23 protein-coding genes are annotated in these 24760 nt (G+C 63.7%); 13 read left to right on the forward strand and 10 right to left on the reverse strand.

Going from position 1 to position 24760, the window contains the following annotated elements:
- Positions 1-190: 190 nt before the first annotated feature.
- From P9217_RS17770 to P9217_RS17785, 4 genes are all read left to right on the forward strand, one after another.
- Positions 191-1069 carry an ABC transporter permease gene (locus P9217_RS17770; RefSeq protein ID WP_278087384.1) on the forward strand — a complete coding sequence of 293 codons (879 nt, stop codon included), beginning with the start codon at positions 191-193 and terminating at the stop codon, positions 1067-1069.
- Entirely contained in the window at positions 1066-2220 is a 1155-nt protein-coding gene (locus tag P9217_RS17775) for an ABC transporter permease (RefSeq protein ID WP_278087385.1), read from the forward strand. The genes P9217_RS17770 and P9217_RS17775 overlap by 4 nt, the downstream gene beginning before the upstream one ends.
- 37 nt (positions 2221-2257) lie before the next feature.
- Positions 2258-3229, forward strand: a complete 972-nt coding sequence (locus P9217_RS17780) for an ABC transporter substrate-binding protein (RefSeq protein WP_128370511.1) — start codon at positions 2258-2260, stop codon at positions 3227-3229.
- 174 nt (positions 3230-3403) lie between these two features.
- Positions 3404-3850: a CHRD domain-containing protein gene (locus tag P9217_RS17785; protein WP_127243160.1), complete on the forward strand. Its 447-nt coding sequence runs from the start codon at positions 3404-3406 to the stop codon at positions 3848-3850.
- A gap of 49 nt (positions 3851-3899) precedes the next feature.
- Here P9217_RS17785 and P9217_RS17790 read toward each other — a convergent pair whose 3' ends face one another.
- From P9217_RS17790 to P9217_RS17800, 3 genes are read right to left on the reverse strand one after another with little or no spacing between them, the layout of a single operon-like run.
- The gene (locus P9217_RS17790) at positions 3900-5549 is read right to left on the reverse strand and encodes a thiamine pyrophosphate-binding protein (protein ID WP_278087386.1); all 1650 of its coding nucleotides are present in this window, start codon (positions 5547-5549) and stop codon (positions 3900-3902) included.
- Positions 5546-6721, reverse strand: a complete 1176-nt coding sequence (locus P9217_RS17795) for a CaiB/BaiF CoA-transferase family protein (protein ID WP_278087387.1) — start codon at positions 6719-6721, stop codon at positions 5546-5548. The genes P9217_RS17790 and P9217_RS17795 overlap by 4 nt, the downstream gene beginning before the upstream one ends.
- Positions 6722-6774: 53 nt before the next feature.
- On the reverse strand, positions 6775-7734 hold the full coding sequence (locus P9217_RS17800) for an alpha/beta hydrolase (protein ID WP_278087388.1): 960 nt from the start codon (positions 7732-7734) through the stop codon (positions 6775-6777).
- 196 nt (positions 7735-7930) lie between these two features.
- Here P9217_RS17800 and P9217_RS17805 point away from each other — a divergent pair, with 196 nt between their 5' ends.
- From P9217_RS17805 to P9217_RS17820, 4 genes are all read left to right on the forward strand, one after another.
- Positions 7931-8941, forward strand: a complete 1011-nt coding sequence (locus P9217_RS17805) for a ribonuclease (protein ID WP_278087389.1) — start codon at positions 7931-7933, stop codon at positions 8939-8941.
- Between the two features lie 156 nt (positions 8942-9097).
- Complete coding sequence (gene ettA / locus P9217_RS17810) at positions 9098-10747, forward strand: energy-dependent translational throttle protein EttA (RefSeq protein WP_067328984.1); 1650 nt, start codon at positions 9098-9100, stop codon at positions 10745-10747.
- A 38-nt stretch (positions 10748-10785) separates the two neighbouring features.
- Positions 10786-11553, forward strand: a complete 768-nt coding sequence (tam, locus tag P9217_RS17815) for a trans-aconitate 2-methyltransferase (protein WP_095824939.1) — start codon at positions 10786-10788, stop codon at positions 11551-11553.
- Between the two features lie 118 nt (positions 11554-11671).
- Entirely contained in the window at positions 11672-12793 is a 1122-nt protein-coding gene (locus tag P9217_RS17820) for a beta-ketoacyl-ACP synthase III (protein WP_278087390.1), read from the forward strand.
- A 6-nt stretch (positions 12794-12799) separates the two neighbouring features.
- Here P9217_RS17820 and P9217_RS17825 read toward each other — a convergent pair whose 3' ends face one another.
- Complete coding sequence (locus P9217_RS17825; protein ID WP_067328990.1) at positions 12800-13366, reverse strand: isoprenylcysteine carboxylmethyltransferase family protein; 567 nt, start codon at positions 13364-13366, stop codon at positions 12800-12802.
- Between the two features lie 179 nt (positions 13367-13545).
- Between P9217_RS17825 and P9217_RS17830 the strand changes: the two genes are divergently transcribed.
- On the forward strand, positions 13546-14175 hold the full coding sequence (locus P9217_RS17830) for an MOSC domain-containing protein (protein WP_095802403.1): 630 nt from the start codon (positions 13546-13548) through the stop codon (positions 14173-14175).
- A gap of 69 nt (positions 14176-14244) precedes the next feature.
- Here the strand turns inward: P9217_RS17830 and P9217_RS17835 are convergent, their stop codons facing one another.
- The 3 genes from P9217_RS17835 to tsaA all read right to left on the reverse strand — a co-directional run bounded on the left by P9217_RS17835 (position 14245) and on the right by tsaA (position 16119).
- A complete protein-coding gene (locus P9217_RS17835; RefSeq protein ID WP_095824936.1) occupies positions 14245-15204 on the reverse strand; it encodes a D-amino acid aminotransferase in 960 nt (319 codons plus the stop codon).
- A 97-nt stretch (positions 15205-15301) separates the two neighbouring features.
- Positions 15302-15616 carry a DUF2293 domain-containing protein gene (locus P9217_RS17840; protein WP_066990672.1) on the reverse strand — a complete coding sequence of 105 codons (315 nt, stop codon included), beginning with the start codon at positions 15614-15616 and terminating at the stop codon, positions 15302-15304.
- A complete protein-coding gene (gene tsaA, locus P9217_RS17845; protein WP_067328995.1) occupies positions 15613-16119 on the reverse strand; it encodes a tRNA (N6-threonylcarbamoyladenosine(37)-N6)-methyltransferase TrmO in 507 nt (168 codons plus the stop codon). Before tsaA ends, P9217_RS17840 begins: the two co-directional genes overlap by 4 nt.
- A gap of 141 nt (positions 16120-16260) precedes the next feature.
- Between tsaA and P9217_RS17850 the strand changes: the two genes are divergently transcribed.
- On the forward strand, positions 16261-17268 hold the full coding sequence (locus P9217_RS17850; RefSeq protein ID WP_067328997.1) for a metalloregulator ArsR/SmtB family transcription factor: 1008 nt from the start codon (positions 16261-16263) through the stop codon (positions 17266-17268).
- Positions 17268-18185 carry a methylenetetrahydrofolate reductase [NAD(P)H] gene (metF, locus tag P9217_RS17855; protein WP_095828949.1) on the forward strand — a complete coding sequence of 306 codons (918 nt, stop codon included), beginning with the start codon at positions 17268-17270 and terminating at the stop codon, positions 18183-18185. Before P9217_RS17850 ends, metF begins: the two co-directional genes overlap by 1 nt.
- A gap of 425 nt (positions 18186-18610) precedes the next feature.
- Here the strand turns inward: metF and P9217_RS17860 are convergent, their stop codons facing one another.
- Positions 18611-19531, reverse strand: a complete 921-nt coding sequence (locus tag P9217_RS17860; protein WP_278087865.1) for a DMT family transporter — start codon at positions 19529-19531, stop codon at positions 18611-18613.
- Between the two features lie 213 nt (positions 19532-19744).
- On the opposite strand from P9217_RS17860, the gene P9217_RS17865 reads away from it, so the two are divergent.
- On the forward strand, positions 19745-20965 hold the full coding sequence (locus P9217_RS17865) for an alanine racemase (RefSeq protein WP_095802435.1): 1221 nt from the start codon (positions 19745-19747) through the stop codon (positions 20963-20965).
- Between the two features lie 35 nt (positions 20966-21000).
- On the opposite strand, the gene P9217_RS17870 is transcribed toward P9217_RS17865, so the two are convergent.
- Positions 21001-22179 carry a lytic murein transglycosylase gene (locus tag P9217_RS17870; RefSeq protein ID WP_278087864.1) on the reverse strand — a complete coding sequence of 393 codons (1179 nt, stop codon included), beginning with the start codon at positions 22177-22179 and terminating at the stop codon, positions 21001-21003.
- A 171-nt stretch (positions 22180-22350) separates the two neighbouring features.
- Positions 22351-23142, reverse strand: a complete 792-nt coding sequence (locus P9217_RS17875) for a GH25 family lysozyme (RefSeq protein WP_067329008.1) — start codon at positions 23140-23142, stop codon at positions 22351-22353.
- A gap of 230 nt (positions 23143-23372) precedes the next feature.
- Here P9217_RS17875 and P9217_RS17880 point away from each other — a divergent pair, with 230 nt between their 5' ends.
- Entirely contained in the window at positions 23373-24758 is a 1386-nt protein-coding gene (locus tag P9217_RS17880) for a serine hydrolase (protein WP_278087863.1), read from the forward strand.
- Positions 24759-24760: the final 2 nt, after the last annotated feature.

A 24760-nucleotide genomic window follows, 5' to 3' on the forward strand; every position in this document is an offset into this window, starting at 1 on the left:
TAAGCGGCTCAGAATACCCGACGAGCTGAGCGCGGCGCAGGGAGCCACATTCTGCGCCACAGCGGAGCGTCGAAGTAACGGCATGGATCCTAGGGTCCGCGGCGGGCCGCTTCGCTCCTTGCTCCGCCCTATGATGACGAAAAACGCGCAGCGCCGCGTGCTGCCGTTGCGCCGGGGGGAGGCCCGCTAAATGGACTCCTTCCGTTCCAAGATCATCCCGGTCACGTCAATCCTCGCCGGCGTGGTGGTGCTCTGGTATGTCTTCGCCGTCATCCTCAATGCGCCGTTCCAGCGCGATCTCGACGCCAGAGCCAACGAAACCCCCGGCACGGTCGAATTCATCGGCAAGACATGGTCGCAGCCGAAGCCGACGCTGCCGGCGCCGCACCAGGTGGCGGTGAACTTCTTCGAGAACACCTTTCTGCGCGGCATCACCTCGAACCGCAGCCTTGTCTACAATGCCTGGGTGACGCTGTCCTCGACGCTGCTCGGCTTTGCTTTCGGCACGGCGCTCGGCATCGTGATCGCCGTCGGCATCGTGCATGTGACGACGCTCGACCGCAGCCTTATGCCGTGGATCATCGCCTCGCAGACCATTCCGATCCTGGCGGTGGCGCCGATGATCATCGTGGTGCTGGCGGCCATCGGCATCACCGGGCTGATCCCGAAGGCGCTGATCTCGACCTATCTGTCGTTCTTCCCGGTTGCGGTCGGCATGGTGAAGGGATTGCGCTCGCCCGAGCTCATGCATCTCGACCTGATGCACACCTATAATGCCAGCGCCTCGCAGACCTTCTGGAAACTGCGCGTGCCGGCCTCGGTGCCGTTCCTGTTCACGTCTATGAAGGTGGCGGTGGCGGCGAGCCTGGTCGGCGCCATCGTCGGCGAATTGCCGACGGGTGCTGTCGCCGGCCTCGGCGCGAAGCTGCTTTCCGGCGCCTACTACAGCCAGACGATCGACATCTGGTCGGCGCTGGTCGCGGGCTCGGTGGTTGCCGCGCTTCTGGTCATGGTGGTCGGCATCGCCGGCCGCCTCGTCGACCGCGCCATGGGCGGCAGGCCGGCATGACCTGGCTCAAACCATCCTGGCAAGCGGTGCTGGCGATCCTTCTTTGCGTCGTCGCCTTCGCGCTCGGCGCGATGTCGACACCGGAAGCGGCTGCGCTGGCCGAGCCTGCCGCGACGGTTGCCTACCCATATATGGGCACCAAAGGTCTCATCCTCGGATTGCTGCTGATCGCGGCGCTGGTTTCGACGGTGAGACTCGCGCCACTTGTCGAAGCCGTTGTCTTGTTCGTCGGCGCCCATGTCGCAGCGTGGCTTCTGGTCAAGGGCATTGGAGGCTTCGAGGGCACGGCACTGGCGCCGTACTTTCTGGTTCTCGCAGCCGCCTGGTTGCTTGCCTGGCGTTGCGTCGCGCTGTTGTCCTCGCTACGGCCTGCAGCCAGTGGGGCCAAAACGGCGCTGCGGCTGATGATTCCGGCGATCTTCGGCGCCTGGATCCTGATCATCTGGGAAGCGGTGACGCGCGGCGCCGGCATTCCCTTCATCCTTTTGCCGCCGCCGAGCGCCATCGGCGCGCGCATTGCCAACTCGCTGCCGATCCTGGGATCGGACGTGCGGCAGACGATCTTCAAGGCGGTGCTGATCGGCTACATCGTCGGCAATCTCGCCGGCTTCGTCGTCGCCATCCTTGCCGACCGTGTGCCGTTCCTCAGGCGCGGGCTGCTGCCGATCGGGAACATGGTGTCGGCGCTGCCGATCATCGGCGTCGCGCCGATCATGGTGATGTGGTTCGGCTTCGACTGGCCGTCCAAGGCGGCGGTCGTGATCATCATGACCTTCTTCCCGATGCTGGTGAACACCGTCGCGGGGCTTGCCGCCTCCGGCCACATCGAGCGCGATTTAATGCGCACCTATGCGTCGGGCTACTGGCCGACCTTGCTGAAGCTGCGGCTGCCGGCGGCAATGCCGTTCATCTTCAATGCGCTGAAGATCAACTCGACGCTGGCGCTGATCGGCGCCATCGTCGCGGAGTTCTTCGGCACGCCCGTGGTCGGCATGGGATTCCGCATTTCGACGGAAGTCGGGCGGATGAACATCGACATGGTCTGGGCCGAAATCGCAGTTGCAGCACTGGCGGGTTCGGTCTTTTATGGCGTGGTCGCTCTTGTCGAGAGAGCCGTCACGTTTTGGCATCCCTCTGTCCGTGGTGGATAGGGGCGGTGGGTTTGGGCTAACTTCAGAGGGTAAAAACATGAAAAGACTGATAATTTCTGCTCTGGCCGGGGCGATGTCGCTGGCCGCTTTCCAAGCGATGGCGGCCGACAAGGTGACGCTGCAGCTGAAATGGGTCACGCAGGCCCAGTTCGCCGGCTACTACGTCGCCAAGGCCAAGGGCTTCTACGAGGCCGAAGGGCTCGACGTCGACATCAAGCCGGGCGGGCCGGATATCGCGCCCGAGCAGGTGATCGCCGGCGGCGGCGCCGATGTGATCGTCGACTGGATGGGCGGCGCGTTGGCCGCCCGTGAAAAAGGCGTGCCGCTGGTCAACATTGCCCAGCCGTTCAAGAAAGCCGGCATGGAGCTGGTCTGCCCGAAGGACGGCCCGATCAAGACCGAAGCCGACTTCAAGGGCCACACCCTCGGCGTCTGGTTCTTCGGCAACGAGTACCCGTTCTATGCATGGATGAACAAGCTCGGCCTCAAGACCGACGGCGGCAAGGACGGCGTCACCGTGCTGAAGCAAAGCTTTGACGTGCAGCCGCTGATCCAGAAGCAGGCGGACTGCATCTCGGTCATGACCTATAACGAGTACTGGCAGCTGATCGACGCCGGCTACAAGCCGGAGCAGCTCACCGTCTTCAACTATTCAGCCATGGGCAACGACCTGCTCGAGGACGGCCTCTACGCGCTGGAGAACAAGCTGAAGGATCCGGCCTTCGAGGACAAGATGGTGCGCTTCGTGCGCGCCTCGATGAAGGGCTGGAAATACGCCGTCGACAATTCGGATGAGGCGGCCGAGATCGTCATGGATAATGGCGGCCAGGACGAGAACCATCAGAAGCGCATGATGGGCGAAGTCGCCAAGCTGATCGACAATGCCGACGGCAAGCTCGATCCGGCCACCTATGAGCGCACCGCCAAGGCGCTGCTCGACCAGAAGATCATCGCGAAGGAGCCGTCGGGCGCCTATACGACCGCGATAACCGACAAGGCGATCAAGTAAGGTCGACCTCGCCAGTCGAGACTTAACGGGGGCGGGTGACCGCCCCTTTTTCTTTGCTGTGGTAAAATATCCGTGTGCAGGGATACAAGCGGCCTGCCAACCGTTGCAGTGGGGCATCCGCGCGCCGGGGGAGCCGCGGCGGGGCGGATGCGCGCCAGCCAAGGAGGTTCTCCAATGCGCATCCAATCATGGCCGATGCTTTCGGCCTTTGCTGTCTCGACTGCTTTGCTGCTCGCATCTTCGGCCTTGGCCGAAACTGTGAAGTACAATGCGACGCTCGACGGTAGCCAGCAGAGCCCGCCCGTCACCACCAAAGGCAAGGGAACCGCCACATTCACCTTCGACACCGCCAAGAAGAAGCTCAGCTGGAACGTCAAATATTCCGGCCTCAGCGGACCTGCGACGGCTGCTCACATTCACGGCCCGGCCGCGTCGGGTGAAAACGCACCTCCGGTGATCCCATTCAAGAAGCTCAAGAGCCCGATCAAGGGATCGGCGACGCTGACCGACGCGCAGGCAGCCGACCTCGAGGCCGGCAAGTACTACGTCAACGTCCACACCAAGGCGAATCCGGACGGCGAGATCCGCGGCCAGATCGAGAAGGCAGGCGGATCGATGTAGCGGAGTTTCCTGGCAGCAACGAGGGGGGCGACCGCCTCGTTCTGCCGGATCAGGACTTGTCGCGTATCTGTGTCAGCGTGCGGGTCGGCGTGATGGCTTCAGGATCGAGCCTGATCTCGACGATCGCCGGCTTGCCGCTGGCGCGTGCGCGCTCGAAGGCCGGAGCGAAGTCTTCGGTCCTTTCGACGGTCTCGCCATGGCCGCCATAGGCGCGGGCGAGGGCGGCGAAATCCGGGTTCTTGAGGTCGGTCGCCACGACGCGGCTCGGATATTCCCGCTCCTGATGCATGCGGATCGTGCCGTAAATGCCGTTGTTGACGACCACCACGATGATCGGGAGGTCGTATTGCACGGCGGTCGCGAACTCCTGCCCGTTCATCAGAAAACAGCCGTCGCCGGCAAAAGCGATGACCTCGCGATCCGGGTATAGGGCCTTGGCCGCGACCGCGGCCGGCGTGCCGTAGCCCATCGAGCCGGAAGTCGGCGCCGCCTGCGTGGCGAAGCGGCGGAAGCGGTGGAAGCGATGTACCCAGGTGGCGTAGTTGCCGGCGCCGTTGGTGAGGATGGCGTCTTCCGGCAGCGCCTTTTCCAGATAGGTCATGATCGGCCCCATCTGCACAGCGCCGGGGCCGGTCTGAGGCGGCGTCGACCATTCGAGATAGGCGGCATGCAGCTTTGCCGTCTCCGCCGCCCAACCGGGCGCGGCCGGACCTTTGCGTCTGGCGAAGGCTCGCACGAAGGCGGCGGGGGAGGCGTTGATCGCCAGGGTCGGCCGATAGACGCGGCCAAGCTCGCCGGCGTCGGCGTGGACATGCACCAGCATCTGGTCCGGGTAAGGGCTTTTCAACAGCGTATAGTCCGAGGACGGCATCTCGCCCATGCGGCCGCCGATGAGCAGCACCAGGTCTGCCTGCTTGACCGTTGCCGCCAGCTTCGGATTGATGCCGATGCCGACATCGCCGGCATAGTTCGGATGCAAGTGGTCGAACAGCATCTGGCGGCGGAAGGAGCAGCCGACCGGCAGTGACCAGGCCTCTGCGATACGGGTGATGTCCTGAACCGCTTGAATATCCCAGCGCGTGCCGCCCAGGATGGCAATCGGCCGTTTGGCGGCATTGAGCAGGGCCTCAAGCCGGTCGAGTTCGGCTTCACCAGGGCTTGTTTCGACCAGCGTATGAGCCAGCGCCGTTGGGGCCTCGACCTCGCTGGTCAGCATGTCCTCGGGCAGCGAGATGACAACTGGGCCAGGGCGGCCTGACGTCGCCACCGCGAAGGCGCGGGTGACGAATTCCGGGATGCGTGAGGCATCCTCGATCTCGACCACCCATTTGGCGATGTCGCCGAAGAAGCGCTTGTAGTCGACCTCCTGAAAAGCCTCGCGCTCCTTGGCGTGACTGGCGACCTGGCCGATGAACAGGATCAGCGGCACCGAATCCTGCATGGCGATATGAATGCCGGCCGAAGCGTTGGTGGCGCCGGGGCCGCGCGTGACAAAGCATATGCCGGGCTTGCCGGTCAGGCGCCCCTGGCAGTCGGCCATCATCGCCGCTCCGCCTTCCTGACGGCAGACGATGGTACGGATCGGCGAGTCATGCAGCGCGTCGAGCACCGCCAGATAGGATTCGCCTGGAACGCAGAAGATGCGGTCGGTGCCGTTCGCTTCGAGCGCCTCGACGATCAATTGTCCGCCGGTCTTCATTTTGCTGATCTCTCCAGTTCGGCAAGGATTTCCTCAGTGTGCTCGCCGAGACGCGGCGAGGGGCGCTCATAGACGAGCGGCGTGCCGGACATCACCATCGGCGCACGTACCGTAGGCAGCAAATTGCCATGACCGTCGTCCAGGTCGAGCCGCATGCCGCGCGCGATCGTCTGCGGGTCGGCGAACATCTGGCCGATCGTGTTGATCGGGCTTGCCGGCACGCCGGCCGCCTCTAGCTTCGCCAGCAGCGGATCGCGATCCCACGTGCTCAGCGTCTCGATGATCTGTTCGCGCAGCTTTGCGCGATTGGCGACGCGCGCCGGATTGGTGGCGAAATCCGGATTGGCTGACAGATCGGTGAGGCCGACCGCTGCGCAGAACTTGGTGAATTGTCCGTCATTGCCGACCGCCAGGATGATATGGCCGTCCTTGACCGGCAGCACCTCGTAAGGCGCGATGTTCATATGCGCGTTGCCCATCTGCACGGGCGACTTGCCCGAGACCAGATAGTTGAGGTTCTGGTTGCCGAGCGCCGAGATCTGGCTGTCGAAGAGCGCCATGTCGATATGCTGGCCTTCACCGGTCCTTTCTGCGTGGCGGAGCGCCGCCTGGATGGCGATCACCGAATAAAGCCCAGTGAACAGGTCGGAGATGGCGACGCCCGCCTTCTGCGGCTCGCGGCCGACCTCGCCGGTGATCGACATCATGCCGGCCATCGCCTGGATGATGAAATCGTAACCCGCGCGGGGCGCGTAGGGCCCGTCCTGGCCAAAGCCGGTGATCGAGCAATAGACGAGGCGCGGGTTGATCCTCTTCAGGCTTTCATAGTCGAGCCCGTATTTCTTGAGACCGCCGAGCTTGAAGTTCTCGATCAGCACGTCGGCCGTGGCGACGAGACGGCGGAGCGTGTCGGCGCCCTCGGGCTTGGAGAAATCGATGGCGACCGAGCGCTTGCCGCGATTGCAGGAATGATAGTACGCCGCCGAAAGGTTCTCGCCGTCATGGCTCATGACGAAGGGCGGGCCCCATTTGCGGGTGTCGTCGCCGCCGTGCGGGCTCTCCACCTTGATGACATCGGCGCCGAGATCGGCGAGCAACTGCCCGGCCCAGGGGCCTGCCAGGATGCGAGCGAGTTCGATGACGCGGATGCCTTTCAGCGGGGGTTCAGCCATGGATCACCGTGAAGGGTTGAAAGCGCAGCGTCTACCAACAGAGGTCGCCCCTGTCACGACCCATGCAATGGGCCAATGCCGCTAGGTTTCAGCGTATGATCCGCCCAGGCGGCGAAATCATTCATGATGATGTCACGGTTGACCTCGTTCAGGCTCTCGTGGCGGGTGTCGGCGTAAACCTTTGAAACCAGATTCGAAAAGCCCATTTTGTCCATACGCCGGGCAAGGTGGTGAACCGCTTTGCCGTAGTCCGATGCCGGATCCTTCTCGCCGCCGATCAGATTGACGAAGAGGTCGCGGCGCACGCCGGCGAAGCTCGATTCCCTGCCGGCGTAGAGCGCCAAGTTGACCACATCGCGCCACATGGAGACCGAGGGATCCCAGCCGCAGAGCGGGTCGGCGATGTATTTGTCGACCTCGACCGGATCGCGCGACAGCCAGTCGAACAAGGTCCGGTGATTGGGCACGGCCTTGCCCCAGGCCTGGAAGGTCAGCTTGGGCAGCAGCCGAGATGGCATGTCGGAGCCCAGCCGCATCCTTTCCCAGCCCAGGATGGCCAGGGCCAGCTGGCCGAGCAGGCCTTGCGAGAAATTGCCGTTCCAGATCACGGCGGCATGGACACGACCGGAGTGGCGGAGGACGAAATTCAGCGCGATCGAGGCGCCGAGCGAATGTCCAAAAGCGATGACCGGCAATCCCGGATGATCAACGGCGATCAGATCATGCACCGCGCCGACATCGGCAATCACCTTGGCGATGCCGTCGGTATCGGCGAACCGGCCGAGCGGCGCATCGGGCGCCTTTGTCGCGCCATGGCCGCGATGGTCATGGGCGTAGACATGGAAGCCGCGCGCGCCGAGGAAGTCGGCAAAGCGGGCGTAACGCGCCGCATGCTCGGCCAAGCCGTGATTGATCTGGATGACGGCGCGCGGGGATGTTTGCGCATGTCTCACATAGAGGTTGAGGTCGGCCCCGGTCGGTGAGGCCAGCCTGGTCTGCTTGTCGAATGGCATGTCTCGCTCCCTTGGCGACTGATGGGCGAGGGCTTCGGCGGCGTCAAGAGAGCGCGATCCTTTCGAGCCATGTGGAGTGCGCTTATCGCTCTCCTGGGGATTATTTTCGCGCGACGACAAAGATCGCAATTCTGACACGTCGCCTGTTCTAATGTGCCGAATCCAATACGGTTCGATGATCGCCGGGAGAGCGGGAATGCGGGTTTGGGCAGTATGGGGTTCGGTTGTTCTGACCCTGGTTGGCGCCGGCGCGGCTCAGGCCGATGTGAAGATGAGCGGCACCTTCGTGGCCGACAGCGCCTGTCCGGCAACGCAAGCCATCAAGAGCGGCAAGAACTCCGGCAACGTGTCTACCCAAGCGGGACAGACCTATCAGCTTCTGGCAGGCAACAAGGACGAGCCTACCCATTATCTCATCCAGGTTCCTGGCGCCGATCCGGAGCGACGCTGGGTGAAGATCAACTGCGGCTATGTCATCGGCGGCAGCGCGTCCGCCACGCCCTCGCCGGCCGATCCGATGAAGCCGTCGCAACCTGGTTACGGCAAGCCTGAATATGTGTTTGCGCTGAGCTGGCAGCCCGCATTCTGTGAGACCAAGGCCAACAAACCCGAATGCAAGGCGCAGAATCCCAACGAATTCGACGCTTCGCACTTCACGCTGCATGGGCTGTGGCCGCAGCCGAACGGCAATTTCTATTGCCAGGTGTCGGCGGGCGACAAGGCCAACGACAATCCCGCGCATTGGGGAGATTTGCCACCCGTCGAACTCGACGCCAACACGCGCGCCGAGCTCGACCAGATGATGCCGGGCACGGCGTCCAAGCTGGAGCGCCATGAATGGATCAAGCACGGCACCTGCTACGGCAAGAGCCAGCAAGAGTATTTCTCCGACGCGCTCAATCTGATGCGCGCGGTGAACGCCTCGCCGGTGCGCGATCTCTTTGTCAAAAACATCGGCAAGCAGCTGACATCGGAGCAGATCCGCAATGCCTTCGACCAGGCCTTCGGCAAGGGCGCCGGGGACCGCGTGCGCGTCTCCTGCCTTGTCGATCCGTCGAGCGGAAGGCGGTTGATCGGCGAGCTGACGCTCGGTCTCTCCGGTCCGATCGGCCCCGACAGCAAGCTCGCCAGCCTGCTGATCGCCTCGGCGCCGACGAGCAAGGCGGGCTGCCCGAAGGGCACGGTCGACGCGATAGGGTTCCAATAGGGCGCGTGCCAGGCCCGGATCTGGCCGCCGAACCGAGCATGATCGCCGGCTGGTGAAGATCGCGGCGTGCCGAAAGCGATTGCCGTTCGGCGCTTCATCGCCTACATAGCGCGCAACCCCACCCAATTCGACAGTTCAGTTTCAGGGAAAGCGCGCGTGGCTCGCCAGTTCATCTATCACATGTCAGGCCTGTCGAAGGCCTACGGCACCAAGAAGGTGCTCGACAACATCCACCTGTCCTTCTATCCGGACGCCAAGATCGGCATCCTCGGCCCCAACGGTTCGGGCAAGTCGACCATCCTGCGCATCATGGCCGGGCTCGACAAGGAGTTTCAGGGCGAGGCGTGGCTGGCCGAAGGCGCCACCGTGGGCTATCTCGCTCAGGAGCCGCAGCTCGACAACAGCAAGACCGTGCGTGAAAACGTCATGGACGGCGTCGCCAGGAAGACCGCCATCATCGAGCGCTATAACGAGCTGATGATGAACTATTCCGACGAGACGGCGGACGAGTCGGCCAAGCTGCAGGACGAGATGGACCGGCTGAACCTGTGGGATCTCGAGCAGCAGGTCGAGATGGCGATGGACGCCCTGCAGTGCCCGCCGGCCGATTCCGAAGTGACCAACCTCTCGGGCGGCGAGCGGCGCCGCGTGGCGCTCTGCCGGCTGCTTCTCGAGCAGCCCGACCTTTTGCTGCTCGACGAGCCGACCAACCATCTCGACGCCGAGACCACGCAATGGCTGGAAAAGCACCTGCGCGACTATCCGGGCTCGGTGCTGATCATCACACACGACCGCTACTTCCTCGACAACGTCACCGGCTGGATTCTCGAGCTCGACCGCGGCCGCGGCATTCCCTACGAGGGCAACTACACCAAATATCTGGATGCCAAGGCCAAGCGCCTGATCCAGGAAGGGCGCGAGGACGACGCCCGCCAGAAGGCGATCTGGCGCGAGCGCGAATGGATCCAATCCTCGCCGAAGGCGCGCCAGACCAAGTCCAAGGCGCGCATCAAGGCCTACGAGGAATTGGTCGAGCAGTCGCAGAACCGCAAGCCGACCGACACGCAGATCGTCATCCCGTCGAGCGAGCGCCTCGGCAATGTCGTCATCGAGGTCGAGGGCCTCAACAAGGGCTTTGCCGACGAGCTTTTGATCGAGGATCTGTCGTTCAAACTGCCGCCGGGCGGTATCGTCGGCGTCATCGGCCCGAACGGTGCCGGCAAGACGACGTTGTTCAGGATGATCACCGGCCAGGAAACACCGGATGCCGGCTCGATCCGCAAGGGCGAGACCGTGAAGCTCGGCTATGTCGACCAGAGCCGCGACGCGCTCGACCCGAACAAGACTGTTTGGGAAGAGATCTCGGGCGGCGCCGAGGTCATCAAGCTTGGCAAGCACGAGGTCAACAGCCGCGCTTACTGCTCGTCCTTCAACTTCCGCGGCGGCGACCAGCAGCAGAAGGTCGGCAACCTTTCCGGCGGCCAGCGCAACCGCGTGCATCTGGCCAAGATGCTGAAGGGCGGCGGCAATGTGCTGCTGCTCGACGAACCGACCAACGATCTCGACACCGAAACGCTGGGCGCGCTGGAAGATGCGCTCGAAGCCTATGCCGGTTGCGCGGTGATCATCAGCCACGACCGCATGTTCCTCGACCGCATGGCGACCCACATGCTCGCCTTCGAGGGCGATGCGCATGTCGAATGGTTCGAAGGCAACTTCGAGGAATATGAGAAGGACAAGCTGCGCCGCCTGGGCGCGGAGGCGGCAACCCCGCACCGCATGACGCACAAGCGGCTGACGCGGTAACAAAGTCCGTGGGCGGCGAACACATATGAGGCTCTGAAATGGCTGACTGGTCCGCCGCCCAATATCTGAAGTTCGAGGACGAGCGCACGCGGCCCGCGCGGGACCTGGCAGCACAAGTCCCGGTCGATTTCCCGCGCCGCGTCGTCGATATCGGCTGCGGTCCGGGCAACTCGACGGAGCTGCTGGTCGAGCGCTGGCCGGATGCGGAGGTCAGCGGCTTCGACACCTCACCCGACATGATCGAGAAGGCGAAGGCGCGGCTGCCCAACGTGAATTTCGCTCTAGCCGATGCTTCCGCATGGCAGCCGGCACAGCCCGTCGACGTGATCTTCGCAAACGCGGTCTTTCAATGGCTGCCGGAGCATCCGGCGGTGTTCCAGCAGCTGATCGGGCTGCTCGCGCCGGGCGGCGCCTTGGCCATCCAGATGCCCGATAATCTTGGCGAACCCTCGCATCGGTTGATGCGCGACACCGCGGCCGAGATGCCGTTCTCGGCCAAGCTCAGGAGCGCCGCCCGCGCGCCGCTGCCCCCGGTTTCCTTCTACTACGATCTTCTGTCGCCGCTCGCCGATCGCGTGGATATCTGGCACACGATCTACAATCATCCGTTGGCCAATGCCGAAGCGATCGTCGAATGGGTCAAGGCGACGGGGCTGAAGCCGTTCCTCGATCCGCTCGACGCGGACGAGAGAAAGACATTCCTCGAAAGCTACACCGCAAAGATCGCAAAGGCCTATCCGAAGACGGCGACCGGCAAGGTGCTGCTGCGCTTCCCGCGCATCTTCATCATTGCCAAGCGGGCCTGACCGTTTCCGGTCAACTCATCGCGATAGCCGGAACTGCGATTTAGGCTGGCATAAACCGGCCAAATGCGACAAGGGTAGCGCGCTCCGGCACAAAGGCCGTGCCTCGGACGGATTGGACATGCATCGCGTCATCATCAGCGGCATCGGCGCCGAAATCCCCGAGCAAGTCATCACCAATGAAGAGCTGGTCGAAAGCTTCAACAGCTGGGTCGACACCGAGAATGCGCGCCGCGCCGTCACAGGCGAGACGCTGCTGCAGAAGTCGGACAGCGACTTCATCGTCCATGCGTCGGGCGTGCAGACCCGCCATGTGATCGAACGCGAAGGCATCCTCGATCCAACCCGCATGGCGCCGCGCATTCCGGCCCGGCCGGACGACGCGCTGTCGCTGCAGGCGGAGTTCGGCATCGCTTCGGCCAAAAAGGCCATCGCCCATGCCGGCGTGGAAGGCTCGGATATCGATCTGGTGATCTGCTCGGCCTCGCATCATCAGCGGCCTTATCCGGCGATCGCCATCGAGATGCAGCAGGCCCTGGGCACCAATGGCGCCGGCTTCGACATGGGGCTCGGCTGCTCTTCCGCCGCGGCGGCGCTGCACATCGCGGTCAACCTGGTCAGGGCAGGGGCGCACAAGCGCATCCTGGTGTCGACGCCCGAAATCATCACCGGCCATCTCAACTTCCGCGACCGGCAGACGCATTTCATCTTCGGCGACGCCTCGGTCGCCATGATCGTCGAAGGGCTCGACCAGGGCGAGAAGCGGCCGGGACGCTTCGAGGTGCTCGACACGCGCACTTGGACGCAAATGTCGAACAACATCCGCACCAATCTCGGCTACCACACCCGCACTGCCCAGGACGATCCCTACCAGATCAACCTCGAGGGCAATCTGATCAAGCAGGTCGGCAACAAGGTGTTCAAGGAAGTCACGGTCGCGGGCCACAAATTCATCGTCGAGTTCCTGGCCGAGCATGGTCTGGCGCCGCAAGGCATCCGCCGCTTCTGGCTGCATCAGGCCAATGCGCGCATGAATGCGATGATCCTGAAACTCGCCTTCGGCCATGATGTCGACCATGACCGCGCGCCGATGGTGCTGGAGCGGCTCGGCAACACGGCGGGCGCCGGCGCCATCGTGGCACTGTCCGAAAATCATGCGGACATGAAGGCCGGCGATTTCGGCCTGCTCTGCGCCTTCGGCGCAGGCTATTCGATCGGCGGCGCGCTGCTGAGGATGTTGTAAACCGGCTCAGGCGGGAACGAACGGCACCAGCATCGGCACGCGCCTGGCATAGTCGTCATAGGCGGGGCCGAGCTCGCCGCGCAGGAAGCTCTCTTCCAGCCTGGCCTTGACGACGATGCCGACGAGCAGCAGGGCAGCGCCGGCAACACCCCAGACAGTGCCCTTGGCTGCCATGGTGGCGAGGATCGACACCAGCAGGCCGGTGTAGATCGGGTGGCGGACCAGCCGATAGGGACCGCTGTCGACCACGCGGTGATCGGCTTTGGCGGTGACGGTGCCCGACCACAGCCGACCGAGATGCAAGCGCGCCCACCAGGCGAAAGCGATGCCGATCGCGATCAGGGCGACGCAGATCCAGCCCTCGGCAAGCGTCGGCGTCCACAGCCGCAATCGGCCGACATAGCCGTGCGCCGGCGCGAACAGCAGAAAGGTGCCGGCCAGCCAGAGAACCCGGTAACGGGCCTCAGCCTTGAAGTCCGCGCGCTTTTGCGCTGGATCGGCCCACGCGGCGGCCAGCACCCAAGACACCACCCAGGCCAACCAGAGCGCGGCGATCGCATGTTGAACCTGCATGATCTGAACCCTCCCAAGTTCGCGCCGCCATTTACGCCGCCGGCGCGGCGGCAATGCGGCGGAATGTGAAAGCGTGCGGCATCTTCAGGTAAGAAAGTCGTGATCGCCATGAAGCGCTGTGATCGGATCATCAGCGCTTTCGACTGGACCGAGTAGCCGAGCGTCTCTAGACCAACGCTATGCAGGAAACGAACCTAGAGCTTTTTCCGTCGGCGGAGCCGACGGCCGACATCGTCGCCGGCCGCAAGCTGACAGCATTGGCAGCGGCACTCTATGCCGCGCAGTCCGATCATTTCGAGACAAGGCCCGTGGACGAATTGCGCCTTGGCTTCGACGGGATCGAGGGTGACTTCCATGCCGGCGCGACGCGGCGCTCCGGCGGGCGCGAGCCCTGGTACCCGCGCGGCACCGAAATGCGCAACGAGCGGCAATTGTCGCTCGTCGCCGCGGATGAGCTCGCCATCGTCGCCCACCGCATGGGCCTCGAGGAGATCAAGGCGGAATGGATCGGCGCCAACCTGATGATCGAAGGCCTGCCGCATCTTTCGATGCTGCCGGCGGGGTCGCTGTTGTTCTTCAAGGGCGGCGTGACGATCAAGATCGACGGCCAGAACAAGCCCTGCCGGGTCGCCGGGCAATCGATCGCCGAACATGTCAACGCGGCGGATCGCGACGCGACGGCCTTGCTGTTTCCGAAGACGGCGAAGAGGCTGCGCGGTCTGGTCGCCTGGGTCGAAAAACCCGGCATCATCAGGACCGGCGAAGAGATTTCGGTGCGGGTGCCGGAGCAGTGGATCTATCGCGCGTGATCGGGCTTCGGCTTTGGATATCGCCGGTTCAAGTCTCGCTCGAGTGAACTGTTGGAGTGGCTTTGGTTGTCATCCGTAGCGCACTGCGCTCGACCAGGCCGGATCCTCGTGCTTTTGCCAGTAGAGGCGCATCAGACGCTCAGTGATCGCCCCGACCTTGCCATCGGCAACCGGAGCACCGTCGATCATCGTGACGGGCATGATGCCGCCGGCCGTCGAGGTGATGAAGACTTCGTCGGCTGACTTGAGCGCGGCCACGCTGACATCCGCGGCAACCGTGGGCAGTCCCGCCTCGGCGCACAGGTCAAACACGGTGCGGCGCGTTATGCCGGGCAGCACGCCGACGGCGGGCGTGGTCAATTTGCCTGCCCTGACACAGAACACGTTGAAGCCTGGACCTTCGGCGAGGTTGCCGTTGAAGTCGAGGACCAGCGCGGTGTCGGCGCCGCGGTCATAAGCGTCGTAGAGCCCGCGCACCAGGTCCAGCCAATGGTAGTTCTTGATCGAGGGATCGATCGAGGCAGGTGGGATACGGACTTTGTCGCTGATCGCGACGTGGAGGCCGCTTCGCAATTGTTCGGCATTGGCGACCGAGCCGAAGGGGACGGCGAAAGCCATGAACCGGTTGATCGCCTGACGCGGATCGCGGCTGAAGGTCGGCGAGGCGCCGCGCGTGCACAGCATCTCGACATAGGCACCGCGATGGCCGGACAGCGCGACGCAATTGTGCAGGATTTCGGCAACGCCGTCGCGGCCGAACGGGATGGTCATGCGAAGCTTTTCCAGCCCGCCGAAGAAACGGTCGAGATGCAGATCGAGACGGAAAAAGCGGCCGTCCCAGACATGGACCGTGTCGTAAGTGGCGTCGGAATGCAGAAAGCCCCAGTCCAGCACCGACACCTTTGCCTGCGACATCGGCAGATATTGTCCATCGAGGTAAGCGACGCCGTTGGGATAGGCATGCGGATCGAGATGACGCTCTGACAGAATGGGTAGTGGCGCGGCAGGCGCGGGGGCGGCTTGGCTCATTTCGCTCCATCTTCGTCGTTGTGGAAAGGCAGGTTAGCGTCCAGCTTCGAATGAAGTAAGAGCCAGGCCAACGGCGCTGTCTAGCCTAGCCTGTGCTTTACTCGTCCTCGTCATCCTCTTCCAGCAGCCGCGTCGCGCGCCAGCGGGTCAGCACCTCATTGGTCTCGTCGATGACAAAGAAGCGTGCCGAGTCGCGGTCATAGCCTTCGGCCAGCAGTTTGTCATAGTCGGTATGGGTGTGGCGGACATGCGCGATGGTTGCCAGCCACACCGCGATCGTCGGCGGCAAGCTCTTCATATGCACGGCTCCGGCATCGGCGCGGATTTTTTCCATGTCGGAATAGGGGGCGAGCGGCAAGAGCGCGGTGAGCGCCTTGGCAATCGCGCGGCGGCGGCCGGTCGGCGCGCTCATTTCTCCTCGCGTCCGGCAATGGCCGCCTCAGGGAAGGCATCGGTCGACGCATAGTAGGGCTTGATGTCGACGACCGGCGTGCCGTCGAGCACGTCGATGGCGTCGATCTCGATCCGGCCTTCCTCGATATCGAGCGCGACGAGCTTGGCGATGTGCAGGCCGACAGGGTTCGGCCGGGCAGGGGAGCGCAGCGAGAAAACGCCTTTCGGTTCAGCCGCATGGCGCGGCTTCTGCACAATCAGATTCCGTGGGGCATGATCGAGCCAGGACAGGATGACGATGTGGCTGGCGCGATCGAGGTTCTGCAGCCCCCGGCGGTAGGGCTTGTCGATCAGGATGGCCCCAGTCCGACCGGTCTCGCGGGCGGCGCGCATGTTCTTGGGACAATCCTCGCGGCTCGTCCAAGGCGAGGCGATCCGGCCGATGAAGACGACATGGCCGTCCGGCGGCAGATTGGCCGGGTCGTTTTCCAGGAGCGTCTCGTCCTCGCGTCTCTCGAACATCGTTCAATCAATCCGCGGACGCATGGCCTGCAATGCGCGGACCATGGCTGCGCCATTTTCTTGTCCGAGAGCGACATAACGCTTGCCAGGGTTTTAAATTCGACATAAACATATCTTTATATCTTTCAGCGAGAACCGCTCATGCATGTCACGCTCGACACGATGGTAGATACATTGAAGGCGGCTGCCGAATCCAGCCGCCTGCGCATTCTGGTGCTGCTGTCGCGCGGCGATCTCACCGTCTCCGACCTTACCGAAATCCTTGGCCAGTCGCAGCCGCGCGTCTCACGGCATCTGAAGTTACTGCTCGATGCCGGGCTGATCGGCCGCTACCAGGAAGGGTCCTGGGCCTTTTTCAGGCTATCGGACACAGACAGCTCGCGCGATTTCGTTCAGCGGCTGGTCTCGGGCGTGCGCGAGGCCGATCCGCAGGTGGTGCGCGACCTGGAGCGGCTGGCCGCTGTCAAGCGCAAGCGGCAGGACCGGGCCGCGGAGTATTTTTCGGAGAACGCTGCCAGCTGGGATCGCATCCGCTCGCTGCATGTGCCGGATCGCGCGGTGGAAGCGGCACTGCTCAAGCTTGTCGGCAAACGGCCGTTCCAGTCGATGCTCGACCTCGGCACCGGCACGGGCAGGCTGCTGGAGATCTTCGCGCCGCTCTACCGGCGCGGCGTCGGCATCGACATGTCGCGCGAGATGCTGACCGTGGCGCGCGCCAATCTCGACAAAGCCGGCGTCGCCAATGCGCAGGTGCGCCAGGGTGACATCTTTTCGCCGCCGGTCGAGCGCAACGCCTTCGATCTCGTCACCATCCACCAGGTGCTGCACTATCTCGACGATCCGGCCCGCGCCATCGGCGAGGCCGCGAGGCTGCTGCGTCCGTCCGGCAGGCTGGTGATCGTCGATTTCGCGCCTCACAATCTGGAGTTCCTGCGCGACCAGCACGCGCATATGCGGCTAGGCTTTTCCGACCGGCAGATCGCCGACTGGTTCGAGGAGGCAGGGCTTGACCTCGAAGAGAGCCAGGAGTTCGAGCCGCGCGGCCAGGCCGAGGCGAGACTCACCGTCAAGCTCTGGTTGGGTCGCGATCGCCGCCTGCTGATCGCCGATCCGTCCAACGACACACTTCCAGCAAGGGAAACAGCCTGATGAACCAGTTCCGCTTTTCCCGCCGCCCCGACATTGGCGACAAGGTCCGGGTTTCGTTCGAGTTCTTCCCGCCGAAAACGGATGAGATGGAAGCAAGGCTCTGGGACACCGTCACAAGGCTCGAGCCGCTCAAGCCGCGCTTCGTCTCGGTGACCTACGGTGCCGGCGGCTCGACCCGGGAGCGCACGGCGCGCACCGTGAAGCGCATCCTCAACGAGACGACGCTGACGCCGGCGGCGCATATGACCTGCGTCGACGCGGCCCGGCATCAGGTCGACGCCGTCATCCAGGAATTCGCCGACTTTGGCGTCACCCGTTTCGTCGCCTTGCGTGGCGATCCGGCAGCAGGCGTGGGGACCGCCTATCGTCCGCATCCCGATGGTTATGCGAACGGCGCCGAACTGGTCGGGGCGCTGAAGAGCGTCGGCGATTTCGACATTTCGGTCTCGGCCTATCCGGAAAAGCATCCGGAAAGCCCGGACTTCGCCACCGACATCGATATGCTGAAGCGCAAGGTCGACAATGGCGCGACGCGGGCGATCACCCAGTTCTTCTTCGATAACGACCTCTACGAGCGCTATGTCGAGCGCGCGCGCCGCGCCGGCATCTACATCCCGATCGTGCCGGGTATCCTGCCGGTGCACAACTTCACCCAGGTCGCCAATTTTTCCTCCCGCTGCGGCGCGCTGGTGCCGGCCTGGCTGGCCGAGCGCTTCGAAGGGCTGGAGAACGATCCGCAAACGCATGCACTGGTGGCCTCAGCGGTCGCGGCAGAGCAGGTCCATGATCTGGTCGAGCGCGGCGTCGGCGATTTCCATTTCTACACGATGAACCGTGCCGACCTGGTCTTCGCCGTCTGCCACATGATCGGCATCCGCTCGCATGAGGCGGAAGCGGCCGGCTCGGCCGCGGCCTGATCAAACTCGCCGAAAAGTGTGCAGCGGTTTTGCGAAACGACATGCATCCAAAACAATGATTGAAACGGAAAAGGCCGGGCGGAACCCGGCCTTTTCGAATCGGTTGGACTCATCCTCGGTGTTGGTCTTCCCGGCTTCGGCGGGTCAGGGAAGAACGCCCATGATAAGGGCGCCGATGAATGCAAACGCAGCACAAATCATCAATGCGTTGATTGGCCTCGTCAGTCCCATGCCATAGCCTCCTCTTAAGAGCTATGGCCGGAATCTAGAGTCATTTGGGTCACAGGCAAGCGGAAAATGTGCTGCATTGCGACGTGATTGTGGAATTTGCGACCTCGAATTTGCCGTTAGCCATTGAAACTCTTCGGCAAAAATCGATCCAAGAGTTTGTGAATAAATTATGGCGAAGCCGTGGCATGGCACCGCTACCATCGGCCGAACAGGCGCCCGTCAATGGTGATCAGACCGACTCCGATCAGCGTCATGCCGCCCATTTCGAAGAGCTGCAGCCGCTCGCTCAGAAACAGGAATCCGAGCAGCACGGCACTCACCGGTACGATCAAAGTGACCAGCGAGGCGTTGGTGGCGCCGGCCGAGGCAACGAGGTTGAAATAGAGGATGTAGGCAAAGGCTGTGGAGAGCAGGGCCAGCCCGAGCACCGCGGCCCAGACCGGCGGCGAGACCGAAAACAGCCCGGCTGGGCCGTAGGCAATCAGCACGACGGGGATCATGATGATGGTCGATGCGGTCAGTTGCCCGGTGGCGATGACCGGCGAAGGCACCCCCTTGAAGCGGCGCGCGATCATCAGGGCAATCGCGTAGGACACCGAGGCGCCGATCAGCGCGAACTTGGCCCAGGCCGGCTCGCCGAGGCCAGCAGCCAAACCAGGACCGATCATGACAGCTGTTCCTGCAACGCCGAGCGAGATGCCGGCCAGCTTGTTCCAGGACAGTTTTTCATCAGCGGTGAGCGCATTGGCGAGGAGCAGCGTCCAAAATGGCGTCGTGGCATTGAGCACAGAGGCAATACCGGCGCCGAGCTCGGTCTGGCCGGCGAAGATCAGCGAAAACGGAATGACATTGTTGGCCAACGCCAGCAGGAAGAACAGGCCGGCGTGGGAAAGGGCGAGACGGAAGGACGGGCCGCGGATCGCCAGATAGAGCTGAAGCGCGGCCGCCGCGATGGCGACGCGAAACAGCACCAGCGCCAAAGGATGGATCTCCGCCACGGCAATGCGGGCAAAGAAGAAGGAGCCGCCCCAGATCGCGCCGAGCAGCAGGAGCTGCGCCCAATCTCTGAGCGTCATCGGTCCGCGTGTCGGCGCGGCGCCAGCCGCCATCGTCATGTCGTCACCCCTCCCATGCCGATCGCTCCCTCAATCCGCCGAACCAGCTCCAACCGATATACGGTTCGGTGGCAAGGGCCACCCGAAACCTGCCCAATGGTTTAGCGTAGCGCAAAAGGGTGCGGCCGCTCGCAGGCGAAGGCGAGACACAGAACTGTTTTCTTTGGCGGCTAGCTAGGATTAATTGTGCGCGCCGAGATCAAGGATTCGTCCATGCAGCGATTCGAAAATGCCCGCGAGGCGGCACTGGCGCTTCGTCCGGACGATCCGGTCTATTGCTTCCGCCCGCAGGTGCTTAAGGCCGATGCTTTGCAGTTCATGGGCATGTTCCCGGGCAAGACCGCCTATGCGGTCAAGACCAATGGCGAGCAGATCGTGCTGAAGACGCTGGTCGAGGCCGGCGTGAGCGCCTTCGACGTCGCCTCGCCCGGCGAGTTCGCCGCTGTGCGGGGGGTCTCGCCCGAGGCCGAAATGCTCTACATGCATCCGATCAAGGCGCAGTCGGACATCAAGCTGGCGTTGGAGAAATACGGCATCCGCGTGATTTCGCTCGATCATGAGGACGAGGTCACCAAGCTGACGCGCGTGGTGCGTGCGCTCGACATCGATCCCGGCGCTCTCACCGTCTTCGTGCGCATCCAGACCAAGGGCCACGCGGCCTATGAGCTGTCCAAGAAATTCGGCGCCGGTCCCGCCAATGCGGTGGAGCTTGCCGAGCGGCTCAACCGTACCGGCTACAAGGTCGGGCTGTGTTTCCATGTCGGCAGCCAGATCGAGGACCCCGACACCTACGAGCGCGCGCTGGCCTCTGCCGACTGGGTGCGCAACCGGCTGACCTTCGACATTGCCGGGCTCGACGTGGGCGGCGGCTTTCCGGCCGAGTACGGCCACGATCCCAACCGCAAACACATCGAGATGCCGTCGCTCGGCCAGCTCATGTCGCGGCTGGCCGGCGACCTCAAGGAATACCGGTTCGACGAGATGCCGCTGGTCGCCGAACCCGGCCGCGTGATCGTGGCGCGCTGCCTGTCGCTGATCGTGCGCGTGCTCTTGCGCAAGGGCAAAAGGCTCTACATCAATGACGGCATCTGGGCGTCGCTCTCGGATTCATGGACCGGCAAGATCACGCTGCCGGCGCGCTTCATTCCCGATCCGGCGATCCGCACGCGCAATGGCAGCGACAAGACGGTCGTGCCGTTCAAGGTTTGCGGCGCAACGTGCGATTCCGTCGACATCCTGTCGCGCCCATTCTGGCTGCCGGAAACGGTCGACACCGGCGACTGGATCGAGATCGGCCATATCGGCGCCTACTCGCTGTCACTGAGGACGCGATTCAACGGGTTCTATCCCGACACGTTCGTGGAGGTGACGACGCCGTTCGACGAGGGCGACGCGCCGCAAGGTTTCGCGAGCTTGGAGACGATGGCGGATTGAGCTCCCCCTTCTCCCCTTGGGGGAAGGACAGGGCGCTACAATTTCGCCAGCAATTCCGGCGTCGGCCAACCGTCCACGGCCATGCCGAGCCGCATCTGCTCCTTGCGGATCGCTTCGCGGGTATTCGTGCCGAGGATACCGTCGACCGTGCCGACATCGTAGCCCTTGGCCTCAAGCTTGGTCTGCAGGGCCTTCATCTGGTCACCGTTGAGGCCGGGCTCGGGCGTGCGCGGATCGAATTGCGGCGCCCCGGCCAGACGGGTCGCCAGCACCGCAGCGGTGAGCGCGTAAGTGAAGGACTGGTTCCATTCCAGATAAACGTCGAAATTGTCGTAGGTCAGGAAGGCTGGACCCTTGCGACCCATGGGCAAGGCGAGCCCGGCCTTCAGGCCGTTGTCGACGAGCGGCGTGCCGTCCGGATTGGTCACGCCCCATTGGGCCCATTGCGACAGCGACAGCTTGTTGGTGCGGCCGGTCTGGTCCCAAGGCATGTCGTCGGGAACACGCACCTCCTCGACCCAGGGCTGGTCGCGCTTCCAGCCGCGCGACAGGATTTTGTCGGCCGTGGTCATGATCACGTCCGCCACGCTGTTCCGGAGATCGACCTTGCCGTCGCCGTCGCCGTCGACGCCGCGGGCGAGATAGTCGGTCGGCAGAATCTGCGTCTGGCCGATCTCGCCGGCCCAGGCGCCCTTGACGTCGGCCGGCAGCACGCCGCGGTCGATCAAGGTCAGCAACGGCACCAATTGCGGCCGGAACAACTGAGGGCGGCGGCAGTCATGCGCGAGGGTGACCAGCGCGTCCAGCGTGTGGAAATCGCCCTGCACGGCGCCGAAATCCGTCTCCAGTCCCCAGAACGCTGTGATGACGGCCGGCTGCACACCGAATTCCTTGTCGGCGCGCGCGAAGACGTCGGCATATTTCTTGAGGTTGGCCGCGCCCTGCTTCAGGCGATAGGCCGAGATCATGCGGTTCGAGAATTGGGTGAAGGTCTGGGCGAACACCCCTTGAGCGCGGTCGCGCGCCAGCACCTTTTCATCGATCGCGGCATTTTCCAGCGCCTTCAGGCCAACGGCGCCGACGCCGGCTGCCTTGGCTTCCGCGGCCACGCCCTGTTTCCACGCTTCGAAATCGCCGCCGCATTCCTGCGCCGCCGCAGGCCAAGCGAAAGCGCCGACCAGCAGCGCCGCCAGGATTTCAACGCGCAATCGCATCGCTTCCCTTACGAGACCGGGGCATGATCACGGCCGGATGCGGACGCATCATGCGTAGATTTCAAAATTCAGGAGCGCCGTGCGGCACCCCGGTGGGGTGCGCCGCTCCGCATCGCCAGCGGTTGCAACTATCACCGCCCGCCATGTCGAAAGCAGGCAAGGGGGCCGATGTCAACGGGTGTTCTGCCGCAGCCACTTGTTCCAGGCGGCTTCCGAGCCGTTGAAAACATTGATGTCGGACTTGCCGGTCATGCCGGGCACGATGCCGGTTCCGGTGTACTGCCAAAAGGTGAAAGGATGGCTGCCATACTTCTGGCGCGGATGGCCGGCGACCGAGCGCAGCCAGTAAGGATAGCCGCGGAACGTCGCTAGGTTATTGTCATCGAAGAAGTCGAGCGACGTATAGATGATCGGCTTCTTGCCATAATGGCGCTCGACGATCTCGAGAAAGGTGGTCATCTCGCTGCGCACCGTCGCGGGATCGGGGCGCAGTCGGCAGGTCGGGGACTTCGGGTTCCATTCCATGTCGAGCACCGGCGGCATCGCCGACGGATCTTTCGGAACATTGGCGATGAACCAGCGCGCCTGGGTGGCGGCCGGGGTGCAGAAATAGAAGAAATGATAGGCCGCGCGCGGGAGTCCGACGGCCTTGGTGCGTGCCCAATGCTCGTTGAAATAATCGTCGAAGCGATCGCCGCCCTCGGTCGCCTTGATGAAGGCGAAGGAGATGCCGCTGGCCTTGGCCGTCGGCCAGTCGACAGAGGTCTGGTATTTTGAGACGTCGGTGCCGTGGATCGCATAATTCCACGGCGCGCCGCTGTCCCATTCATGCGGTTTGGAATCTTCGAAACGGGGCGCGCGCAGGGCGACCGTCTGGGATGACGGCGCCAGCGGCGATAGATCGTCCACGGTCGAGCAGGCGCTCAACAGCGTCAGCATCAGGATGGCCGCAAGACGGCGCATGATATCCCCCGAGCCGGGATCAGCCGGCCGCTGATGGGTCCTTCACTGATGGTGGTCGCTTCCGCGGGCCCCCTCCGGACGGTCGCCCCACAGGACCGCCCAGTCTCTCCGTTCATCGCCGAACATGGTTGATAATCCATTGACGGCGCTCGACATCGACCATGATTTTGGAGAAGCAATGGCGGCAAATCAATGACATAAAGCGAACCGGAAAACCCAAGGGCGGAAAGATGCGGGCTGTCGTGAAGTTCATCAAATGGCTGTTCGGCCTCATTGTGCTGGCGGTGATCGCGCTCTTCGCCTGGCTCTACTTTGCGCCGCCCGAACTGATCCGTGTCGGCTCGGGCTATGCGGCCAAGATCGTCTGCTCCAACGTGTTCATCGCCGGCCGCGACCCGAATGAAGTGCTGGCCGTCGACGTGCAGGCGCCGAGCCATCCGCTGCTCAAGCTGATGAAGGTATCCGTCGACAAGGAAAGGGGCCTTGTTTCGGCGGGCCTGCTTTGGACGCTGGGCAAGAGCGTCGCCGTAGAGCGCGACGGGGTCGGCTGCGCGTCGGTTCCGGATGGCGACACCGGCAGGGCGCGGCAGACCTCCGTCCATATAGAGCCTTTGGCGGTGGCCTCGCAGGATGCGCTCTGGCCGGAGGGCGAAAGGGTGGACGCCCTGCAAAACCCCGCGGTCACGAAGATCGTCGATGATGCCGCGATGGTCGGGACTGGCATGCGCGCGGTCGTGGTGGTGAAGAACGGCCGCATCGTCGCGGAACGCTATGGCGAGGGTTTTTCGGCCAAGACGCCGCTGCTCGGCTGGTCGATGACCAAGACGGTGAATGCCGCGATTGTCGGCACGCTGGTCAAGGACGGCAAGATGGCGCTCGACAAGAAGGGCCTGTTCTCGCCGTGGAAGGCCGACGGTCGGGCGGCGATCAGCCTTGCCGACATGATGGCGATGTCGAGCGGGCTGGAGTTCAACGAGGATTATGGCGACGTCGCCGACGTGACGCGCATGCTCTATCTCGAGCCGGACATGGCGGGCTTTGCCGAGGCCAAGCCGCTCGGCGGCGAGGTGGGCAAGGCATTTTCCTATTCGAGCGGCACGGCTGTCATGCTGTCTCGGCTGTGGCAGGAGGCAATCGGCGACAAGGTGAAGGCGCTGAGCTGGCCGCGCACGGCGCTGTTTGAGCCGCTCGGTATGCACAGCGCGGTGCTCGAAACCGACGAGCGAGGCACTTTCGTCGGCTCGTCCTATCTCTACGCCACGGCGCACGACTGGGCTCGCTTCGGCCAGTTTTTGCTGCAGGGCGGTGTCTGGAACGGCGCGCAGATCCTGCCCGCCGGATTCGTCGATTGGATGCGGCAGCCGGCGCCGGCCTCGAAGGTCTACGGCAACGGCCAGGTGTGGATCGAGGGTCCGGGCGATGAGGAGAATCCGGGCGCGGGCGCTGCCGCCGGCCTGCCCAAGGACACCTACTGGATGGAAGGCCATGACGGCCAGACGGTGGCCATCATTCCGTCGGAGCAATTGGTGGTGGTACGGCTCGGGCTGACACCTGCCAAGCTCGGCTATCGGCCGCAGGCGATGGTGGCCGCGCTGGTGAAAGCTTTACACCAGTAAGG

The organism is Mesorhizobium sp. WSM4989, assembly GCF_029625795.1.
Classification (GTDB): domain Bacteria; phylum Pseudomonadota; class Alphaproteobacteria; order Rhizobiales; family Rhizobiaceae; genus Mesorhizobium.

Excerpts from the sequence above, each read along its gene's own strand:
- P9217_RS17870 (WP_278087864.1), bottom strand. The coding sequence starts at position 22,179 with ATGCGATTGCGCGTTGAAATCCTGGCGGCGCTGCTGGTCGGCGCTTTC.
- metF (WP_095828949.1), top strand. The coding sequence starts at position 17,268 with ATGAACCAGTTCCGCTTTTCCCGCCGCCCCGACATTGGCGACAAGGTC.
- P9217_RS17805 (WP_278087389.1), top strand. The coding sequence starts at position 7,931 with ATGCGGGTTTGGGCAGTATGGGGTTCGGTTGTTCTGACCCTGGTTGGC.
- P9217_RS17775 (WP_278087385.1), top strand. The coding sequence starts at position 1,066 with ATGACCTGGCTCAAACCATCCTGGCAAGCGGTGCTGGCGATCCTTCTT.
- P9217_RS17820 (WP_278087390.1), top strand. The coding sequence starts at position 11,672 with ATGCATCGCGTCATCATCAGCGGCATCGGCGCCGAAATCCCCGAGCAA.
- P9217_RS17840 (WP_066990672.1), bottom strand. The coding sequence starts at position 15,616 with ATGAGCGCGCCGACCGGCCGCCGCCGCGCGATTGCCAAGGCGCTCACC.
- P9217_RS17790 (WP_278087386.1), bottom strand. The coding sequence starts at position 5,549 with ATGAAGACCGGCGGACAATTGATCGTCGAGGCGCTCGAAGCGAACGGC.
- P9217_RS17785 (WP_127243160.1), top strand. The coding sequence starts at position 3,404 with ATGCGCATCCAATCATGGCCGATGCTTTCGGCCTTTGCTGTCTCGACT.
- P9217_RS17835 (WP_095824936.1), bottom strand. The coding sequence starts at position 15,204 with ATGAGCCAAGCCGCCCCCGCGCCTGCCGCGCCACTACCCATTCTGTCA.
- P9217_RS17770 (WP_278087384.1), top strand. The coding sequence starts at position 191 with ATGGACTCCTTCCGTTCCAAGATCATCCCGGTCACGTCAATCCTCGCC.
- P9217_RS17850 (WP_067328997.1), top strand. The coding sequence starts at position 16,261 with ATGCATGTCACGCTCGACACGATGGTAGATACATTGAAGGCGGCTGCC.
- P9217_RS17865 (WP_095802435.1), top strand. The coding sequence starts at position 19,745 with ATGCAGCGATTCGAAAATGCCCGCGAGGCGGCACTGGCGCTTCGTCCG.
- tam (WP_095824939.1), top strand. The coding sequence starts at position 10,786 with ATGGCTGACTGGTCCGCCGCCCAATATCTGAAGTTCGAGGACGAGCGC.
- P9217_RS17795 (WP_278087387.1), bottom strand. The coding sequence starts at position 6,721 with ATGGCTGAACCCCCGCTGAAAGGCATCCGCGTCATCGAACTCGCTCGC.
- P9217_RS17780 (WP_128370511.1), top strand. The coding sequence starts at position 2,258 with ATGAAAAGACTGATAATTTCTGCTCTGGCCGGGGCGATGTCGCTGGCC.
- P9217_RS17800 (WP_278087388.1), bottom strand. The coding sequence starts at position 7,734 with ATGCCATTCGACAAGCAGACCAGGCTGGCCTCACCGACCGGGGCCGAC.
- P9217_RS17825 (WP_067328990.1), bottom strand. The coding sequence starts at position 13,366 with ATGCAGGTTCAACATGCGATCGCCGCGCTCTGGTTGGCCTGGGTGGTG.
- tsaA (WP_067328995.1), bottom strand. The coding sequence starts at position 16,119 with ATGTTCGAGAGACGCGAGGACGAGACGCTCCTGGAAAACGACCCGGCC.
- P9217_RS17880 (WP_278087863.1), top strand. The coding sequence starts at position 23,373 with ATGCGGGCTGTCGTGAAGTTCATCAAATGGCTGTTCGGCCTCATTGTG.
- P9217_RS17875 (WP_067329008.1), bottom strand. The coding sequence starts at position 23,142 with ATGCGCCGTCTTGCGGCCATCCTGATGCTGACGCTGTTGAGCGCCTGC.
- P9217_RS17830 (WP_095802403.1), top strand. The coding sequence starts at position 13,546 with ATGCAGGAAACGAACCTAGAGCTTTTTCCGTCGGCGGAGCCGACGGCC.
- P9217_RS17860 (WP_278087865.1), bottom strand. The coding sequence starts at position 19,531 with ATGACGATGGCGGCTGGCGCCGCGCCGACACGCGGACCGATGACGCTC.